The 19,611-nt window shown below is 65.1% G+C and carries 14 protein-coding genes; 7 read left to right on the forward strand and 7 right to left on the reverse strand.

Annotation, left to right across the window (positions count from 1 at the left end; all coding sequences use genetic code 11):
* Positions 1–3: 3 nt before the first annotated feature.
* Positions 4–1,110: an LPS export ABC transporter permease LptG gene (gene lptG / locus ACCQ07_RS17320; RefSeq protein WP_014091063.1), complete on the reverse strand. Its 1,107-nt coding sequence runs from the start codon at positions 1,108–1,110 to the stop codon at positions 4–6.
* Complete coding sequence (gene lptF / locus ACCQ07_RS17325) at positions 1,107–2,189, reverse strand: LPS export ABC transporter permease LptF (protein ID WP_008571793.1); 1,083 nt, start codon at positions 2,187–2,189, stop codon at positions 1,107–1,109. The genes lptG and lptF overlap by 4 nt, the downstream gene beginning before the upstream one ends.
* A 107-nt stretch (positions 2,190–2,296) precedes the next feature.
* Between lptF and ACCQ07_RS17330 the strand changes: the two genes are divergently transcribed.
* From ACCQ07_RS17330 to ACCQ07_RS17345, 4 genes are all read left to right on the forward strand, one after another.
* Complete coding sequence (locus tag ACCQ07_RS17330; protein WP_011348593.1) at positions 2,297–3,769, forward strand: leucyl aminopeptidase; 1,473 nt, start codon at positions 2,297–2,299, stop codon at positions 3,767–3,769.
* On the forward strand, positions 3,769–4,140 hold the full coding sequence (locus ACCQ07_RS17335) for a hypothetical protein (protein ID WP_008571795.1): 372 nt from the start codon (positions 3,769–3,771) through the stop codon (positions 4,138–4,140). Before ACCQ07_RS17330 ends, ACCQ07_RS17335 begins: the two co-directional genes overlap by 1 nt.
* Entirely contained in the window at positions 4,140–4,565 is a 426-nt protein-coding gene (locus tag ACCQ07_RS17340; protein WP_008571796.1) for a DNA polymerase III subunit chi, read from the forward strand. The genes ACCQ07_RS17335 and ACCQ07_RS17340 overlap by 1 nt, the downstream gene beginning before the upstream one ends.
* A gap of 198 nt (positions 4,566–4,763) precedes the next feature.
* The gene (locus ACCQ07_RS17345; protein ID WP_372363494.1) at positions 4,764–7,598 is read left to right on the forward strand and encodes a valine--tRNA ligase; all 2,835 of its coding nucleotides are present in this window, start codon (positions 4,764–4,766) and stop codon (positions 7,596–7,598) included.
* A gap of 294 nt (positions 7,599–7,892) precedes the next feature.
* Here the strand turns inward: ACCQ07_RS17345 and ACCQ07_RS17350 are convergent, their stop codons facing one another.
* A complete protein-coding gene (locus ACCQ07_RS17350) occupies positions 7,893–10,772 on the reverse strand; it encodes a TonB-dependent receptor (RefSeq protein ID WP_372363495.1) in 2,880 nt (959 codons plus the stop codon).
* Positions 10,773–11,032: 260 nt separating this feature from the next.
* Between ACCQ07_RS17350 and ACCQ07_RS17355 the strand changes: the two genes are divergently transcribed.
* Entirely contained in the window at positions 11,033–13,006 is a 1,974-nt protein-coding gene (locus ACCQ07_RS17355) for a transglycosylase SLT domain-containing protein (protein WP_127166886.1), read from the forward strand.
* A gap of 305 nt (positions 13,007–13,311) precedes the next feature.
* Here ACCQ07_RS17355 and ACCQ07_RS17360 read toward each other — a convergent pair whose 3' ends face one another.
* From ACCQ07_RS17360 to pssA, 4 genes are all read right to left on the reverse strand, one after another.
* Positions 13,312–14,445: a pectate lyase family protein gene (locus ACCQ07_RS17360; RefSeq protein ID WP_008576993.1), complete on the reverse strand. Its 1,134-nt coding sequence runs from the start codon at positions 14,443–14,445 to the stop codon at positions 13,312–13,314.
* 803 nt (positions 14,446–15,248) lie between these two features.
* Positions 15,249–15,731 (reverse strand): ribosomal protein S18-alanine N-acetyltransferase, encoded by a 483-nt coding sequence (rimI, locus tag ACCQ07_RS17365; RefSeq protein ID WP_007964194.1) that lies wholly within the window; start codon positions 15,729–15,731, stop codon positions 15,249–15,251.
* Positions 15,728–16,183, reverse strand: a complete 456-nt coding sequence (locus ACCQ07_RS17370) for an alanine acetyltransferase (RefSeq protein ID WP_031424388.1) — start codon at positions 16,181–16,183, stop codon at positions 15,728–15,730. Before ACCQ07_RS17370 ends, rimI begins: the two co-directional genes overlap by 4 nt.
* A 22-nt stretch (positions 16,184–16,205) precedes the next feature.
* A complete protein-coding gene (gene pssA / locus ACCQ07_RS17375) occupies positions 16,206–16,979 on the reverse strand; it encodes a CDP-diacylglycerol--serine O-phosphatidyltransferase (protein WP_008576987.1) in 774 nt (257 codons plus the stop codon).
* A gap of 131 nt (positions 16,980–17,110) precedes the next feature.
* On the opposite strand from pssA, the gene ACCQ07_RS17380 reads away from it, so the two are divergent.
* Complete coding sequence (locus ACCQ07_RS17380) at positions 17,111–17,512, forward strand: DUF4124 domain-containing protein (protein ID WP_008576986.1); 402 nt, start codon at positions 17,111–17,113, stop codon at positions 17,510–17,512.
* Between the two features lie 344 nt (positions 17,513–17,856).
* A complete protein-coding gene (locus tag ACCQ07_RS17385; protein WP_008576984.1) occupies positions 17,857–19,551 on the forward strand; it encodes a proline--tRNA ligase in 1,695 nt (564 codons plus the stop codon).
* The last annotated feature ends 60 nt before the right edge of the window (positions 19,552–19,611 follow it).

The raw sequence follows: 19,611 nt of genomic DNA on the forward strand, positions 1-19,611 counted from the left end.
CGCTCAGCTACTACGCCTGCGGAACAACCACGCCGACACACCCAGCATCACCATGGGCGGCAGCGCATAGGCAATGCGGTAATCCAGCTTGAGGGCGCCGGCCATGCGGCCGAAGAACAGCTGCAGCAGCCAGAAACCCAGCGCGAACAGGATGCCCAGGAACAGGCGCTTGCCCAGGCCACCGCTGCGCAGCGAGCCGAACGAGAACGGGATTGCCGCCATGCACAGCGCCAGCACGTTGAGCGGATAGAACCACCGGCTCCAGTACTGATCTTCGTAATCGCGCGCGTCCAATCCATTGCGGCGACGGTATTCGATGCTCTGCTCCAGATCGTGCGCAGAAAGATTGCGCGGCTTGGCCAGGCCAGCGGCCAGCGCGGCAGGATTCAGTTGCGACTGCCACGGCAATTCGGGAAAGGTTTCGCGCTGCACCGAGCGTTCCTGGAAGGTGTCGCGACGGACCTGACGCAGGGTCCAGCGGCCGTCGCGGTGTTCGGCCACCGAGGCGTAGGTCAACTGCTGCATCCTGCCACTGGAATCAAGGTGGTAGAGCCGCACATCGTGTAGATCGAGTGCGGTGCCACCGCCATCGAGCAGCTTCTCTTCACCGCTCAATGCATTGAGGAAGGTGTCGCCCTCGCGTGCCCACAGCCCGGCGTAGCGCGAAGACGCCATATCGCTGTTGAAGCGGGCACTGGCCTTGAGCGTGTCGGCCTGGTTCTGTGCCCACGGCCCGATGGTTTCGCCACTGATCACCATGCTGGCGGTCAGCAGCGCCATCGCTGCGACGACCGATGCGGACATGCGCTTGCGCGACACGCCCAGCGCGCGCAGCGCCGTCAGCTCGGAGGTGGCGGCCAACTGGCCCAGGCCCATCAGCGCGCCAATCACCGCGGCAGTCGGGAACAAGGTATAGGCCCGGCGCGGCACGGTGTAGGCCACGTAAGCCACCGCGTGCCCGAAGGTGTAGCTGCCCTGCCCGATGTTCTTGGCTTCGCTGGCGAAGGCGTTGACCAGATCCAGCCCCAGCAGCACCGCCCAGGTCAGCAGCACGGTGAACAGCACCACGCGACCGACATACCAATCGTGGACCCGCGGCGTCAGCTTCATGCGCGCGCCCCCGGCCGACGCACGCGGCCATCGCGCGCATACGCCCACACCGCCACGGCCAGCAGCGGCAGCGTCAACCACCACAGGCCCAGCGCCGCCGGAGTCTTGCCATTGGCGATCCACTGGGTGCCGACGATCATCAGATTGGTGCCCACCATGTAGGCCAGAAACGCCAGCATGATCCGGCCATAACGCTGTTGCCGCGGCGCACTGCGCGACAACGGCAAGGTGAGCAAGGCAAACGCCAGTGCCAGCAACGGCGGCGCCAGGCGCTCATGCAGCTGGGCGCGCGCGGCAGGGCGCTCGTCGGACAGCAGCTGGGTGGTCCACATCACTTCGGGGTCGTTGGCATCGTGCACGCGGGTGCGATCTGGCAAGGCGATATCGCTGCTGGCGAACTTCATCAAGCGGTAGTCCAGGGTCGCGCCGCTCGCCGGGCCCTCGGTGCGGTAGCCATCGTCCAGGCGCAGGTAACGGTCGGTCTTGCCTTCGAAGAACATCGCGCCGCGGTCGGCGGTGACCACATCGATGCGGTCGTTCTGCTGGCGCTGCATGAAGACCTTGCCCAGGCCCTTGCCGTCGGCAGAGATCGTTTGCAGGTAGACCACCCCGCCGCCGGACAACGGCGTGAACTGGCCCGACTCCAGGCCGGCCATCAGCACGCTGCGGTTGGCATCTTCCAGCATCGCCTCGGCGGTACGGCTCGCCCAGGGGCCCAGCCACAGCGAGCACAACCCGATGACCACCACCACCGGCACCACCAGCATCAGCATCGGCCGCAGCATGCGCCTGGGGCCCACGCCAATGGCGGTAATGACGGCCATTTCTGAATCGCGGTACAGCCGCGCCAGTGCCAGCAGCAGGCCCAGCATCAAGGCCAGCGGCAGGATGATGGGCAGATACGCCACGAATTGCAGCCCTACCTGCGACAGCAGCAAGCGCGCCGGGATGCGGCCGTCGGCGATATTGCCGAGGATATCCACCAGCACGCCGCCGACGCTGACGACCAGCAGCACGATCAAGGTGGCCAGGAAGCTCTGGGTGAAATCGCTAAGCAGGTATCGATCGAGCTTCGGCATGGGGTGGGCTTGTTTTAAACTCTCGGATTCGTTCGCGGCGCCGCCAGCCTAGTCCGGTTGGCGTAAACAGCCCGCGATTGTACGGATTTGCCTACGGAATCTGATCAATGGCCCTGCAATTCACCCTGAACCAAGACGCGCCGGCAAGCGCTGCCGTCGACTGCATCGTGGTTGGCGTGTTCGCCGACAAGACCCTTTCGCCCGCTGCCCAGGCGCTGGACAGCGCCAGTCAGGGCCGCTTGACGGCCTTGGTCGCGCGCGGCGACGTGGCCAGCAAGACCGGCAGCACCACGCTGCTGCACGACCTGCCCGGCGTCACCGCGCCGCGCGTGCTGGTGGTCGGCCTGGGCGAAGCCGGCAAGTTCGGCGTGGCGCCCTACCTCAAGGCCGTCGGCGATGCGACCCGCGCGCTGAAGACCGGCGCGGTCAGCACCGCCCTGCTCACCCTGACCGAACTCAGCGTCAAGGCCCGCGATGCGGCCTGGAACATCCGCCAGGCGGTGACCGTCAGCGACCATGCCGCCTACCGCTACACCGCCACACTGGGCAAGAAGAAGGTGGACGAGACCGGCCTGACCACCCTGGCGATTGCCGGCAACGACGCCCGCGCGCTCGCCGTGGGCGTGGCTACCGCCGAAGGCGTGGAATTCGCCCGCGAGCTGGGCAACCTGCCGCCGAACTACTGCACCCCGGCCTACCTGGCCGAGACCGCCGCGGCATTTGCCGGCAAGTTCCCGGGTGCCGAAGCCGAGATCCTGGACGAGGCGCAGATGGAAGCGCTGGGCATGGGCTCGCTGCTGTCGGTGGCACGCGGCTCGGCCAACCGCCCGCGCCTGATCGTGCTGAAGTGGAACGGCGGCGGCGACGCGCGCCCGTACGTGCTGGTCGGCAAGGGCATCACCTTCGATACCGGCGGCGTCAACCTCAAGACGCAGGGCGGCATCGAGGAAATGAAGTACGACATGTGCGGTGGCGCCAACGTCATCGGCACCTTCGTGGCCACGGTCAAGGCCGAGCTGCCGATCAACCTGGTGGTGGTGGTGCCGGCGGTCGAGAACGCCATCGACGGCAACGCGTACCGCCCGTCGGACGTGATCACCAGCATGTCCGGCAAGACCATCGAAGTCGGCAATACCGATGCCGAAGGCCGCCTGATCCTGTGCGATGCGCTGACCTACGCCGAGCGCTTCAACCCCGAGGCGCTGGTGGACGTGGCCACGCTGACCGGCGCCTGCATGGTGGCGCTGGGTCACCAGACAGCCGGGCTGATGAGCAAGCACGACGACCTGGCCAACGAGCTGCTGGCCGCCGGCGAACACGTGTTCGACCGCGCCTGGCGCCTGCCGCTGTGGGACGAATACCAGGGCCTGCTGGATTCCACCTTCGCCGACGTCTACAACATCGGCGGCCGCTGGGGCGGCGCCATCACCGCCGGCTGCTTCCTGTCGCGCTTCACCGAGAACCAGCGCTGGGCGCACCTGGACATCGCCGGCGTGGCCAGCGACGAAGGCAAGCGCGGCATGGCCACCGGTCGCCCGGTCGGTCTGCTGACCCAGTGGTTGCTGGATCGCGCCGCCTGATGTCGCCGCGCGCTGCACTGGCGCTCATCGCTGGCTTCTCCGTCGTGAACGGAGCCGCCAGCGCGGTGCCGGGCTGGACCAGCCCCGGCATCGATCTGCTCTGGATCGTCGTGCAGCTGTTGCTGTTGTTTGTGTGGCTGGCGGCCGACAGCCGCCGGCTTGGCTACCGCCGGCCGGCCTGGATGAATATCGGCATCGTGGCCTTGGCCGTGCTGTTCCTGCCGGTGTACCTGTACCGTTCTCGCCCGCCCGGGCGCCGCCTGCGCGCATTCGGCGGCCTGCTGTTGGCCGTGCTTGGCTGTGCGGCCCTGTTCGTGGCCGCCGGCATGACCACCGAATTGTTGCTCTCCTCCCGCTTTGTGACCGCCTGATGCCCCGTGCCGACTTCTACCTGATCGCCAAGCCGCGCTTCCTCAACGAACCGCTGCGGCTGGTCTGCGAGCTGGCGCGCAAGGCCAACGACGCCAACCTGCCCACCTTGATCCTGGCCCGCGATACGCAGCAGGCCGAGGCGCTGGACGACCTGCTGTGGGCGTTCGACGACGAGGCCTACGTGCCGCACCAGATTGCCGGCACCGATGAGGAAGACGAACTGGCCCCGGTGCTGATTGCCGCCCCGGAGTTCGCCGCCCCCTCGCGCCCGCTGGTGATCAACCTGCGCGACGACCCGTACCTGGGCGCCTGCGACCGCGTGCTCGAAGTGGTGCCGGCCGACCCCGCTGCCCGCGAACCGCTGCGCGAACGCTGGAAACAGTACAAGGCCCTGGGCCTGGAACTGACCAAGTACGACATGTGAGTGCGGCGGGGATTGGGGAGTTGGGATTGGGGATTCGTAAAGCAGATCTTGCGTCTCCAACGACTGCATCCAACCTCAGACAGCCGATCTTCGCTCCGCAGCACGAACACCGACGTTGACGAGTGGATTGCCGGTGACTCTCGCCGGCCCCATGACGCAACCAATCCCGAATCCCGAACAACGAATCCCGGCGCCCCTATGACCACCCTCGCCTCCAGCTACGACCCCTCTTCCTTCGAATCGCGCCTGTACGCGCAGTGGGAGGCAGCCGGTTATTTCGTGCCGTCCGGCAAGGGTGAGCCGTACACCGTGTTGCTGCCGCCGCCCAATGTCACCGGCACGCTGCACATGGGCCATGCGTTTCAGCAGACGCTGATGGATGCGTTGGTGCGCTATCACCGCATGCGCGGTTACGACACCTTGTGGCAGGTGGGCACCGACCATGCCGGGATCGCCACCGAGATGGTGGTCTCGCGCAATCTGGCGCTGGAAGGCAAGGGACAAACACGCGATTCGCTGGGGCGCGAGGGCTTCATCGCCAAGGTGTGGGAGTGGAAGGCCGAATCCGGCGACACCATCGAGCGCCAGATGCGCCGGCTGGGCACCTCCAGCGATTGGTCGCGCAGCACCTTCACCATGGACCCGCAGCCATCGGCCGCAGTCAACGAAGCGTTCGTGCGCTGGTACGAGCAAGGCCTGATCTACCGCGGCCAGCGCCTGGTCAACTGGGACCCGGTGCTGAAGACCGCGATCTCGGATCTGGAAGTGGAAAACGTCGAAGAAGACGGCTTCCTGTGGTCGATCCGTTACCCGCTGGCCGATGGCGTCAGCTACGAACACGTCGAGCACGATGCCGACGGCAACGAGACGCTGCGCGAAACCCGCGATTATCTGGTGGTGGCCACCACGCGCCCGGAAACCATGCTGGGCGATACCGCGGTGATGGTGCACCCGGAAGATGCGCGTTATCTCACGCTGCATGACGCCCGCATCGTGCTGCCGCTGACCGGCCGCCAGGTGCCGGTGATCACCGACGATTATGTCGACCGCGCCTTCGGCACCGGCGTGGTCAAGGTCACGCCGGCGCATGACTTCAACGATTACCAGGTGGGCGTGCGACATGACCTGCCGCTGATCAATCTGTTCACCGTCACCGCCACCATCAACGAGAATGCGCCGGAGCGCTATCGCGGCCTGGATCGTTATGACGCACGCAAGCTGGTGCTGTCGGAACTGGAAGACCTGGGCGTATTGGTCGAAACCAAGCCACACAAGCTGCAGGTGCCGCGCGGCGATCGCACCGGCCAGGTGATCGAGCCCTACCTCACCGACCAGTGGTTCGTGAAGATGGATGCGCTGGCAAAGCGCGGACTGGAGCTGGTCGAAAGCGGCCAGATCAAGTTCGTGCCGCCGAACTGGATCAACACCTATCGCCACTGGATGGAGAACATCCAGGATTGGTGCATCAGCCGCCAGCTGTGGTGGGGCCATCGCATCCCGGCGTGGTTCGACGAGGCCGGCAAGTGCTACGTGGGCCATGACGAAGCGCAGGTGCGCGCCAAACATGGCCTGGGTGCGGAGATTGCGCTGCACCAGGACAGCGACGTGCTGGAAACCTGGTTCTCCTCGCAGCTGTGGCCGTTCTCCACGCTGGGCTGGCCGGATGCGCAGGCGATGGCCGAGCGCGGCTTCGCGCGTTATCTGCCGTCGTCGGTGCTGGTCACCGGCTTCGACATCATCTTCTTCTGGGTGGCGCGCATGATCATGGCCACCGACAGCTTCACCGGCCAGGTGCCGTTCCGCGATGTCTACATCACCGGCCTGATTCGCGATGCGCAGGGCCAGAAGATGTCCAAGTCCAAGGGCAACGTGCTCGATCCGCTGGACATCATCGACGGCATCAGCATCGAGGATCTGGTCGCCAAGCGCACCCATGGCCTGATGCAGCCGCGCATGGCCGAGAAGATCGAAAAAGCCACGCGCAAGGAATTCCCGGACGGCATCATCGCCCACGGTGCCGATGCGCTGCGCTTCACCATCGCCGCGCTGGCCACGCATGGCCGCGACATCAAGTTCGATCTGGGCCGCGCCGAGGGCTACAAGAACTTCTGCAACAAGCTGTGGAACGCCACGCGCTTCGTGTTGATGAACACCGAAGGCGCACGCTTTACCGGCGTGCCGCAGCCGCGCACCGAAGCGGAAAAGTGGATTTTGGCGCGCCTGGACAAGGCCACCGCAGAAACCCACGCGCATTACGCCAACTATCGCTTCGACCTGCTCGCGCAGTCGTTGTACGAATTCGCCTGGAACGCGTTCTGCGACTGGTTCGTGGAGCTGGCCAAGCCGGCGCTCAACAACCAGGACGCCGACGCGGCCGCCAGCACGCGCCACACGCTGCTGTATGTGCTGGAGTCGTTGCTGCGCCTGTTGCACCCGCTCACCCCGTTCGTCACCGAAGAGTTGTGGCAGCAGGTCGCGCCGCGCCTGGGCATCACCACTGCGACGATCTCGTTGCAGAGCTTCCCGCAGCCCGGCGATGTCGACACCAGCAGCTATGCCACCGCTGAAGCCGATGTCGAATGGCTCAAGTCGATGGTGTCGGCGCTGCGTCGCGTGCGCAGCGAATTGAACGTGCCACCGTCCAAGCAGGTGCGCCTGCTGCTGCAGGCCGGCACTGCCGACGACCGCCCGCGCGTTGCCCGCTTCGCCTCGCAGCTGTCGTTCCTGCTCAAGCTCGAACGCATCGACTGGCTGGACGCTGGCCAGGACACACCGCCGTCGGCAGCCGCCATCGTCGGCGAACTCACGCTGCTGGTGCCATTGGAAGGCCTGGTCGACATGGATGCCGAACGCACTCGCCTGGACAAGGAAATCAAGCGCGTGGAAGGCGAGATCGCCAAGTGCAACGGCAAACTCGGCAGCGCCACCTTCGTGCAGAACGCACCGGCCGCCGTGGTCGAACAGGAGCGTGCGCGCTTGAACGACTGGACCACGCAGCTCACCGGCCTGCGCGAGCAGCGCGCGAAGATCTGAAGCGGTTGATCAGCTGCTAGCGTATCGAGGGCGTAGTGCCCTCGCCGCTTGCGGGACCAGCCGTTACATCAGCATGTCCGTCATGTCTTGATTGCAGACATACGCACCGACCAGCTCGACTGGTCCTTGCCCGCCCACCGTCGCGGGACCCTTGGCGGCATGGATGCTGCCAAGGAGCCTACAAGGACGTACTTGCGGCGTGTCCTGCGATGGTGGGCGGGCGAGGACCCTGCAGGAAAGCCGCAGCGCCAGTGCCGTTTTGCCAACGCATCGCACCAGCCAGGCACCGTTGGACTAGAACTTCAAATCCACACGCGCATACCAGAAGCGTCCGCCGGGAATATCGTAGGTGGATGCGTCGTAACCATTGAGGGAGCACGACAGGCAGATCGGTGGATCCTTGTCGAAGACGTTGTTCAGGCCGGCCGTGAGTTGCAGGCCCTTGAGCCAATCGATGCGATAGCCCACGTGCGCGTCGTGATAGGTGATCGCATCCAAGCGGTTGGTTCCCACCGACGGATCCGAACACACCGCAAACTCCACCGCGTCACCGCACTGCTCGGTGAGCTTGGAAATGTGCCGCGCAGTCCACGAAGCCGTCCAGTTACCCAGCGACCAATCCAATACCGCGTTGCTGGTCCACTCCGGAATTGCGCTGTCCACCACCTCGATGCCCGGCCCTTGCGGCTGTCGCTGACCCGCCGCACCCAGCGCCTCGTAGCGGCCTACCAAGGTGTTCTGCCACGATAGCTTGAAGCGCCCGAATGCGGTTTGCGGCAAGGTCCAGAATAGATCCACGTCCCAGCCGTCGGTCTTGATCGAGCCCAGGTTGGTCAAGCGGTTATTGAAGGCGTTGATGCCGCCGGTGGATGCCCGCCCGATGCCATCGCAGTACAACGCATCCAGCGTATCCACGCACAGATCCAGCTGCGTCTGCGCATTGATCGCCTGGATCGCGCCATCTACATGATGGCGATAGAAGGTCACCTCCAGGTCGAGGCGGTCGGACCAGCTGGCATCGCTCGCAAATCCCGGGCTGAAGACGAAGCCCGCACTGAAACTGCGCGAACGCTCTGGATCGAGTTGCGCGTTACCGCCGGTGGTGACCGAGATCTGCTGGTTGGCCTGCTGATAACCGGCAGGCACACCGAGTGCTGCGCAGTTGGCCGCACTGCCGCGCGGCGCCGTACCGCCCAGACCGATCGAGCACGGGTCCGACAACTGCAGGTCCGCACGCGCCGCCGAACCGAACAGCTCGCCGATGGTGGGCGCACGGAAGCCCTCGGCATAACTGGTGCGCAACACGAACTCATCGGTGACCTGCCAACGCAGGCCGTACTTGGGCGTGAATTCGCCACCGAATGTCGAATAGTCCGAATAGCGCCCGGCGATATTCAGATCCAGTTTGTCGCCCAATGCGGAGTTGGCGAAGATCGGAATATTGAGTTCGAGATAGGCTTCGTTGACGTCGTAGCTGCCTGCCGTGGGCAAGGAGGGCACGCCGTTGTAACGCCCGGCCACGGTGAGCGGATCGGGCCGATAAGAGCCTTCGTACTTGCGGTATTCGTAACCGCTGGCGAACGACACCGCACCGCCGGGCAACTGGAACAACTCGCTGCTGAGGTTGGCGGTGAACAGGCTCAATTCGTTCTGGCTGCGGTCGCGCACCACCGGTTGGATCCAGCGCAACATCTCCGGCGTGATGCTGCCGGCACCGCTGAAGATATCCAGCGGCACGCAGCCGGCCACGGCCGCGCAGGCAGCCGGGTCGCCCAGCGCCAGGTTGATGTTGTAGAGGTTGTAGCTGCCGTAGTTGGTCTGCTCGGCCTTGTTCTTGCTGTACATGCCGTTGACGTCCCAGAACCAGGTCCGCCCTGCGCCTTCGAACGTGCCGACCAGGCCGGTGCCGAAATATTGGGTATCGACCTGTTGCTCGTAACGCCGCGGCCCGCCTTCCACCGGCCTGCGACCGATCTGGATCAGATTGGTGGCCGAATCCAGATCGAATCCGAACGGGTTGAACGGATTGAGCGCGGAGATCACGATGTTGTCGGCCAGCGGGTTGCCGGTACCGGCATCGGGCCCGAGGAAGATGGGCTCCGGTGCGGCCTGGTTGGTCGATTCGCGCCGGTTGCCCAACGCCTTGACGTACCACTGCACGTCGTCGTTGAAGTAATAGCGGAACTGTGCAAACACGCCCTTGCGCTCGGACGGCGTCAGCAACAGGTTCTGCTCGGCAAAGTTGTAGCGGTCTGCGGTGCCGAAGCAGTGATAGTCGTCGCTGCGCGTGCAACCGCCGCTACCATCGTATTGCGGTGTGCCCACGCCGGCATTGGGCGTAAGGTTCTGGCGCACGCCGGTGTTGGGATCGACGAACTGGAAGCGGCCATCCGGCGTTGCCGAGCTGGCGAAGGTCAGCCCGGTGCCAGGAATCGGGAAGCGGGCCTGCGCACGATCGCGCGCATAGATCGGATCCTGTTTGACGTAGCTGGCGCCCAAAAACAGGCTGAAATTCTCTCCGCTTTTACCCCAGGCCAGATCCATGCCCTGGTTGGCGCCATCGCCCTTGCCGTACTGCCCGTAGTTGAGCGTGACCTGCGCACCGTCGAACGTGCGACGGGTGATGATGTTGACCACACCGGCAATCGCATCCGAGCCGTACAGCGACGAGGCGCCGTCTTCGAGCACTTCGATGCGCTCGACGATCGCCAGCGGAATGGTGTTGAGATCGGTGGACGAACCCACGCCGGAGGCGGAGGATTCATTGACCCAACGAATGCCATCCACCAGCACCAGCACACGCTTGGAACCGAGATGGCGCAGATCCACCTGCGCCGAGCCTGCACCCACGCCACTGCCATCGGGCGGAAAGCCGAAGTTGCCGGACGAATTGAACTTGGCGTTGAGCGCCGAACCGGACGCGGTGAGCTCCTGCAGCACTTCGCCGATGGAGGTCAGGCCGGTGCGTTCGATATCGGCGCGATTGAGCGTCTGGATCGGTACCTGGCCCTGCAATTCCGCGGTCTTGATGCGCGTGCCGGTGACCTGCACGCTGTCGAGCGTGCGCGTGTTCGGTGCGGACTCGGGCTGTTGCGCCCAGGCCAGTGTGGGAATCAGACACAACGACAACTGCACGGCCAGGCATGACCGACGGGGGCCAATCAGACGCTTCATCCTTTCTCTCTCCAGAAGGATTCTTGAGTGTCCGCACGCCCCCGTGCCCTGCGGTCCTTCCCAATTCTTAAACGAAACATTAACGCACCGCAACTGGCGGTGCAGCAGCGCACCGCGCGGCAGCGGTCGCAACAAGGTGTCATCTGCACGCACACGCGTGCTCGACCCATAGCGCTTGCAAGCGAAGACCTTCCTCACCATCACGCGCAAGCGACGCGCATTCACTCAGGCGCTCAGGCGTGCTTGGGTATCATCACTTCATGACTTATGCCCCCCGCCTTGCCACTGTTTTCATCGGCCTGCTGTGCCTTGGCAGCACCGCATTGCACGCGCAAACCCTCGACCCGCAGTTGACTGCCATGCGCGATGCCATCGCGGCCGCAGAGCGCGGCCAGACCGATGCCGGTCAGCTCGCTGCGCTGAGCCGCCATCCACTGTATGGATGGCTGGAATTTGCCGCGCTCAAGCGCACTATCGACACTGTCTCCAACGCGCAGGCGCAAGCATTCTTGCAGCGTTACGCCGGCCAGCCCGTGGCTGAAAGCTTCCGCAGCACGTGGTTGCCGGCAGTGGCGCGGCGGCAGGACTGGAACACGCTGCTGGCCAACTGGAAGTCCACCGACAACGTCGGCCTGCGCTGCGCGCAACTGACCGCGCGCCTGGCCACTGGCAAGGCCGATGCCCAATGGAGCCGCGATGCGCTGACGCTGTGGCGCAATGGCAAGGCGCTGCCCGATGCTTGCGATGCAGTGGTCGCCGGGCTGGAATCGCGCGGTGAACTCACGCCGGCGCTGCGCTGGGAACGTGTGGAAGCTGCTGCCGATGCACAACAGCCTGCGATCATGCGTACGGCCGCACGCGGGCTACCCGCCGCCGATCTGGCCCTGGCCACCGATTACGCTGCATTTCTCGACAAGGTCCACCCGCGTGCACTAGGTTGGCCCAAGACCGAGCGCAGCCGCCGCATCGCGGTGGACGGGCTGGCCAAGTTGGCCAAGAGCGATCCCGACGCTGCCGAGCAGCAGCTACCGCAACTTGCCGGTGCGCTCGGCTTCAGCCAGGCGCAGCGTGGGCAGGTGCTGTACCAGATCGCATTGTGGACCGTCGCCTCGTACCTGCCGGATTCGGCGCGTCGGCTCAATGCCGTACCGGACGCGTCCTACGACGAACGCCTGCACGAATGGCGTGCACGTGAGGCGATGTCGCGCGGCGACTGGCCGGCGGCATTGGCCGCGATTCGCAAGATGCCGGCGAGCCAGCGCAGCGACTCACGTTGGCAGTACTTTGAAGCCCGCCTGGCCGAAAAGACCGGCGCTGCTGCGGCGGCCCAGCCGCTGTATCGCGCCGCCGCGCAATCGCCGACCTTCCACGGATTCCTGGCCGCCGACCGCCTGCAGCAGCCTTACCGGCTGTGCCCCTGGGAGCCCAACGACAGCGCGCAGGCGAAGGCCGCTGTTGCGCGCGACCCGGCCCTGGTCCGCGCAATCGCGTTATTTCAGATCGACCGCCCCGGTTGGGCCGTGGCCGAATGGAACGATGCCGCCACCCGCTTCGACGACACCCAGCGCCGTCTGGCAGTGGAAGTTGCCGGCGACAACGGCTGGTTCGACCGTGCGGTGTTCGCGCTCGGCAAGCAGCCGGACGAACAACGGCTGTATGCGTTGCGTTTTCCGCTGCACCACGACGACAGCATTCGTCGCGAGGCCGCCAAGAATGCGATCGACCCCGCCTGGGTGGCTGCGGAAATTCGTGCCGAAAGCATCTTCAATCCGCGCGCGCGCTCGCCGGCTAACGCAATGGGCCTGATGCAGGTGTTGCCTGGCACTGGCGCGGCCGTCGCCAAGGGGATCGCCCTGCCCGGCTATGCGGGTGCCACCAGCCTCTATGAGCCGGACACCAACATCGCCATCGGCACGGCGTATCTGCGCCAGTTGCTCAACACCTACGGACTGCCCTACCTCACCATTGCCGCCTACAACGCAGGTCCAGGCCCCACCGGGCGCTGGCAGTCGCAGCGGCCGAATTTCGAGCCGGACTTCTGGATCGAAACCATCAGCTACAAGGAAACCCGCGACTATGTCGCGCGCGTGTTGGCCTTCAGCGTGATCTACGACTGGCGCCTCAACGGCGACATGCTGCCGCTCAGCGACCGGCTCATGGGCAAGCTGGTGGACAAGCGCTTGAAGCCGGTCTGTACCCCGGGCCAGGCAGCCAATAACACCGCGCAGGATTGAGCGACGCCAGGCGCCCTGCACGGTTGCAGGGCCTTGGCGAGTGCGTAGCGCCGTCATTGCGTACGGCAGCTGACGCAGCATGGACGCCACGCAGGGACCGGCAAGGATGTACCTGCAGCGCGTCCAGCGATCATGGATAGGCATGGATGGGTAAGAGTGTTGCAAGCAGCTCCCGACTGCCCGTTGCAACGCCGCTACTTCCGTGAGACCCCACATCGCCACGCGGAACGCACAACGCCCGCATCACTGCGGGCGTTGTGCAACGACGTGCGGCGCTGACTTTGCAGCCCTGCAACCAGTGGCGGTTAGAGCTTGCCGGCGCCTGCCTTGGCCTTGACGTCTGCAGCGACCTTGTCGGCCGAGAGCAGGTTGTAGGTATAGGGCGGGGTCCAGCCGATGTTGGTATTCCACGAGCACGACAGCGCCTTGCCATTGAGCAGGGAACCCTGATCGCGATACACGCTGCCACCATAGTCGGCGGCAATCTTGTCGCAGCTGCTGACACCGCTGATCTCGAACACGTTCCGCTCGGAGAAGATCTTCGACTCCTTGCCCACGCCATGCGCGTAAGAGAACGGATAGACCTTATTGCTGGTGCTGCCGACGTGGTAGTTGTTGTACAGATGCACCTGACCGAAGCGCACACGCGGAGCGCGCGCGGAAATGTTTTCGAACAGGGTATTGTGAATGGTGACCTTGAGCTTGCCGCTGTCGGTACTGGACGCGCTGTCGCTGGAGCCGATCAGGTTGTTCTTCTCGTGCGACTTGAAGGCCGAATACGAGACGGTGACGAAATTGGCGCCTTTCTTGATGTCCATTGCGCCGTCGTGGTGCTGCTTCGGACGGCCATTTGCGGTGCCGTTCTGATCGTCGGTCCTGCGGCCATCGGTGAAGGTGACATGGTCCACCCACACGTTGCTGGCGCCTTCCACGGTCAGGCCATCGTACTCCGCATTCCAGTTGCCGGCACTGCCGTCATCCGGGTCCCAGACCGGTTCCGGGTCCCATGGATTTTCGATGGTGAGGTTGCGGATGATGACGTCGTTGGCCTTGACGTACATGTAGCCTTCGCGGATTTCCGCGTTGCTGGTGATGCCTATCAAGGTGGTCTTGGTCGGAATATCCAGGCGCGCACGTGACTTCATGTCCGAGGTCTTGGTGTACGGCTTGCCTTCGCTGATATCGATGATGCCGCTGACCTTGATGATGCGTCCGTTGCTACCGACGCTTGCGCTCAATGCAGCTTTCAACTCGGCGGCATTCTTGACGGTGTAGATATTGGCGGCAGCCGCTTTGGAGCCGCCCTTGGTGCCGCCGTTCTGGGTTGCCCAGCCCGTGGTTGCAACCTCCAACGCCGCATCGGCATAGGCAACGCCGGTGAGCAGCAACGACCCAACGAACAGCGACGCGGCGGCCGCCGTCGAAAATTTCGGCTTCATCTTGATCTCTCCCTCAGATGGGTTCGATGCGCCGCGCAGCGGCGCACCCCTGGTCCAGCAGACTCGGAACGTATTATTCAGCTGTGGAATATTCCATTCCGCGGAGCCGATACTAGGAGCATTGCAACCGCTTGTATCTAGACGTTTTTCGGATATGCATGCGTAATCACGCAAACGCTTGCGAGACACAAAAGAAGAGACAAAACGCTGCGATCAGGACACGCGGAGACAGCGCAAGGACACTGCAACGCAGCAAGATTGGGTGTCACGCCATGCGGGGTGCCACGCGAGAAGGCACGCCACCGTGCAAATACCTGTATTTTTCGACGTGCTCGTCGTTGCAATCCATTGCCGCGCTGCGGCATTGGACATACACCGCAACGAAAAAAGCGCTTATCGCCCCATGGCGAAACATTCGCCACCTCGCAGACGGACGTATCTGCCAACGCCCTGCGCGAAGCGCAAACCCATCGCCGCAGTGTCGCCGGCATTCCACATGACCACGTTGGGATCGATTGCACAGGCGCAGCATTGTGTTGACCCCACGCGTTTTGATACGCATGGGTCAGCGCTGCCCTTAATCAATTGGGCTACCGTGTCGCTGCGGACCTCATCAAGCCCGGTGGTAGTGCGCAAGACCAGCCCGTTGGGCAAGCGTGATGCCGCACGCGCCATGCGCAGGTGCGTCATGCAACCGCTCAGCGCAAGCATCGAATCGAAAAACCATCAGCGCCGGCATCCAGCGCAGCAACCGCACCGCAGCGACGCCAACCAGCCGCATCCTCAACGACGAGTGCGTGCGCTCAGGAAAACCCTTCGAAGAACAATTCGATCGCCATCACCAACGCGTCTTCGCGCCCGGTGTGGGATGGGTAATAGCGCGGGCGCCGGCCGATTTCGTTGAAGCCTTCGGAGTGGTACAGCGCGATCGCCGATGGATTGGACGGGCGCACTTCCAGGAACGCGCGCCGCGCACCGCGATCGCAGGCGCCCTTGATCAGCGCGCGCAGCAACACGCGACCGTGTCCTTGCGATTGCGCCTCCGGTGCGATGCAGACGTTGAGCACGTGCGCCTCGTCGGCGGCGATACTGATCACGCCATAGCCGATGACACGGCCGCCCTGCTCCATCACCCAGCCGGGGTAGCCGGCCTGTAGGCAGTCGCGAAAGATGTTGCGCGTCCACGGAAATGGATAAGCGCGCAGCTCGATCTCCATCACCGCATCCAGGTCGCTCTCGCGCATGGCGCGCAGCGAGGTGGGTTGCGGCGCGTTCAATGCGCTCACGCCGGGTCCCGGCGCCGACGCAGCGCGCGCAGCTGCGGCCACAGCGCGCGCTTGGCGGCCGGATTGCCGCGCAGTTCCGCCAGCGGCCAGGAGGCCATCAAGGCCTGGGTCGCAGGATCGCCCGGATTGCAGCCGGACGCGCGCAGCAAGGCCATCTGCAGGCGATCCGGCATGCCGACACGGCTGCGCCGTTGCGGCGCCGACGCTGGCGCAGTGCTGGGCGCGCGGGGCGCTTGGGCCGGTGCCGCCGGTGCATTTCGCCGCGCAACGGGCGCATTGGCCGTTGCAGGGTACGGCGCACGTTCCATACGCGTCGGTGCGGCCGTGGGTGCGCGCTCGGCAACCTCGACAGGCGCCGGCAATGCATCGACCGCAGCGCGGTCCAGATACACGGTGTGCCCCAACGCCTGCAGATACGATACCTGCAGTTCGGACCACATCGGCTCGCTCATCGCCTCGCTCACAAAAACCGGCTCATGGCAGCTCGGGCACGCGCCGCCAGCGTCGCCACAACCACATCAACGGACCCGACAAGGCGTACAGAACCCCGATCACCAGCAACGAGCGCGCCAGATCGATCACCAACAGCGCAATCACCACCGTGGCGATCGCCAGCGCCAGGAACGGCACGCGGTCGGCACGCGGGCCGCGCGCGCCGCCCTTGAAGCTCCAGAACCGGATCCGGCTGACCATCAGCAACGCCGCCACCACCGTGACCGCCAGCGCCACATAGCGCAGCTGCTCGCCATCGAAGCCCAGGCTGTCGTCGGCGAAGGCCCAAACGAAGGACATCATCAGACCAGCCGCCGCCGGGCTGGCCAGGCCGATGAACCAGCGTTTGTCGACCACGCCGACCTGGGTGTTGAAGCGCGCCAGCCGCAGCGCCGCGCAGGCCGCATACAGGAAGGCAGCCGACCAACCGACCCGGCCCATCACGCTACTGTCGTACTTCAGTGCCGACAGCGACCAGTGGTACATCACCAGCGCGGGCGCCATGCCGAAGCTGACCAGATCGGCCAGCGAGTCGTACTGCACACCGAATTCGCTGCTGGTATTGGTCAGACGCGCCACCCTGCCATCCAGCCCGTCCATCACCGCAGCCACGAACACCGCCATGGCGGCCTGGACGAACTGCCCATTGGCGGCGGCGATGATGGCGTAAAAACCGGAAAACAGCCCGGCGGTGGTGAACAGGTTCGGCAGCAGGTAAATCGTGCGCGAGCGCGGGGGCGGTCTCATCTCATCCATCCGCCAAGTGTAGGGCCTGAGGTCTGTCCGGCGGTAGCGCGCTAGCTGGTTCAGCGCCCTGCGCGCCCATCACTTGCCAGCGCCCGCTGCGGATGCTGCAATCGCGGCGGGAATCATCCAGGGGAAGCCACATGCAGCTGTCGTCCGGGCTTTGCGCCCTGTTGATGCTGGTCAGCGCCGCCGCCGGCGCGACCGATCTTTATAAGTGGAAGGACGCCAAGGGCGTGACCCACTACACCGAAACCCCGCCACCGACCGGCCAGCGCTATGAAGCGCGCCGAATCGATGCGCGCAGCGGCACCGCCGCCATCGCTGCAGCAGAGACGGCCGCGCCCGAATCGGCCGACTGCCTCACCGCGCGCCGCAATCTGGAACTGCTCAGCGGCAAGGGCGAGGTCTCCATGGCGGCCGGCGCCGATGGCAAGCCTGGCGCCGTCCTGGACCAGGAAGCCCGGGCGACCCAGAGGAACCTGGCCGACGCCGCCGTCAAGGCCTATTGCAAGCCGGCAGCCCCAGGCGGCCCGGCCACCTGAGCCGGGAAAAGCTCCCAGGGGGACGGGAGTTGCCGTCCCGCCGCAGGGCTGGGGTTCAACGCCTGGTGCCGCGACCACCTGCAGAGCCAGCGCGCCCGACCTGATGGCAACACATGCGTAGGTGGTAGAAAGCGCGCCCCCGGGGCCGCATGAGCGCCCGGCACCGGTGATGGATACGTGCGGACGACTGCGCGGTCTACGGCGCACGTGCGCCGGCAAGCCGGCCACTCGAGCCGCCCCGCAGGGGCCTGCGCCGGCCAGCGACAACCGGCAACGCGCGCCTGGCGATGACCGGCAGGGCGCGAGACTGGCAAACTAGCGGCTTTCCGCCCAAGCGAAGCCCGATGCGTCTTTCCCAGTTCCACCTGCACACCACCAAGGAAACCCCGGCCGACGCCGAGTTGGTCAGCCACCGTCTGATGCTGCGCGCGGGCATGATCCGCAAGCTGGCCTCCGGGCTGTACACCTGGTCGCCGCTGGGCCTGCGCGTGTTGCGCAAGGTCGAAGCCATCGTGCGCGAAGAGATGAACCGCGCCGGCGCAGTGGAAGTGCTGTTTCCCACCATCCAGCCGCGCGAGCTGTGGGACGCCACCGGGCGTTGGGAGAAGTTCGGCGGGCAGCTGCTCAAGATCAAGGACCGCAAGGAACAGGAGTTCTGCTACAGCCCCACCGCCGAAGAGGCCGCGGCCGAATTCGCGCGCCAGGAAATCAACAGCTACAAGCAGCTGCCGCTGAATTTCTATCAGATCCAGACCAAATTCCGCGATGAGATCCGCCCGCGCTTCGGCGTGATGCGTGCGCGCGAGTTCCTGATGAAGGACGCGTATTCGTTCCATCTCACTGACGAGGACATGGCACGCGAATACGACAACATGCGCGCCGCCTACACGCGCATCTTCACCCGCCTGGGACTGGATTTCCGCGCCGTGCAGGCCGATTCCGGCGCCATCGGCGGCGATGCATCGCAGGAATTCCACGTCATCGCCGACTCCGGCGAGGACTCGCTGGCGTTCTCCACCGGCTCCGATTACGCCGCCAACGTGGAAACCGCCAGTGCGGCACCGCCGGCCCCGCGCGCCGCGGCCAGCGAAGCAATGCAGCAGGTGGCAACGCCCACCCAGAAGACCTGCGAAGACGTGGCCCAGTTGCTCGGCATCGCGCTGCAGCGCACGGTCAAGTCGGTGGCGGTGATGACCCAGGCCGGCTTCGTGCTGGTACTGGTGCGTGGCGACCACGCGGTCAACGAGATCAAGCTGGCCAAGGTGCCCGGGCTGGCCGATTACCGCCTGGCCAACGAAAGCGAAATCCGCGAACACCTCGGCTGCGAGCCGGGCTTCCTGGGCCCGGTCAACACCGCGCGTCCGGTGCGCGTGGTGGCCGACCGCGATGTCGCCGCACTGGCCGATTTCGTGGTCGGCGCGAATGTGTCCGGCGCCCACCTGGTCGGCGTCAACTGGGGCCGCGACCTGCCCGAACCGGAGACCGTGGCCGATGTGCGCAACGTGGTCGAAGGCGAACGCGCGGCAGACGGCGGCGAACTGCGCCTGGCTCGCGGCATCGAGGTGGGCCATGTGTTCCAGCTTGGCAGCCAGTACGCGCAGGCGCTGCAAGCCACTGTCATCGACGAAGGCGGCAAGGCGGCGGTGATGAAGATGGGCTGCTACGGTATCGGCATTTCGCGCATCGTGGCCGCGGCGATCGAACAGAACCACGACGATGCCGGCATCATCTGGCCCGCGCCAATGGCGCCGTGGCAGGTGGTGGTCTGCGTGATCAATCCCAAGCAGGACCCACAGGTGCTCGCCGCCGCCCAGGCCTTGCTGGACCAATTGCTTGCCGCCGGCCTGGATGCCGCCCTGGACGATCGCGGACTGCGCCCGGGCGCCATGTTCGCCGATATGGAACTGCTGGGCATTCCGCATCGGGTGGTGGTCTCGGAACGTGGATTGGCGGCTGGCACATTTGAATATCGCGCCCGTACCGCCGATGCAGCGGAAAGCCTGGATAAAGCAGCGTTATTCTCCCGCCTGGCGCATTGATCAAACCCCGGGTATCGGCTTCAAATGGATGAACACAAAGCGCCGAATTATTTCGGCGCA

It is taken from the genome of Xanthomonas sp. NCPPB 3583 (assembly GCF_041475715.2).
Classification (GTDB): Bacteria; Pseudomonadota; Gammaproteobacteria; order Xanthomonadales; family Xanthomonadaceae; genus Xanthomonas; species Xanthomonas euvesicatoria.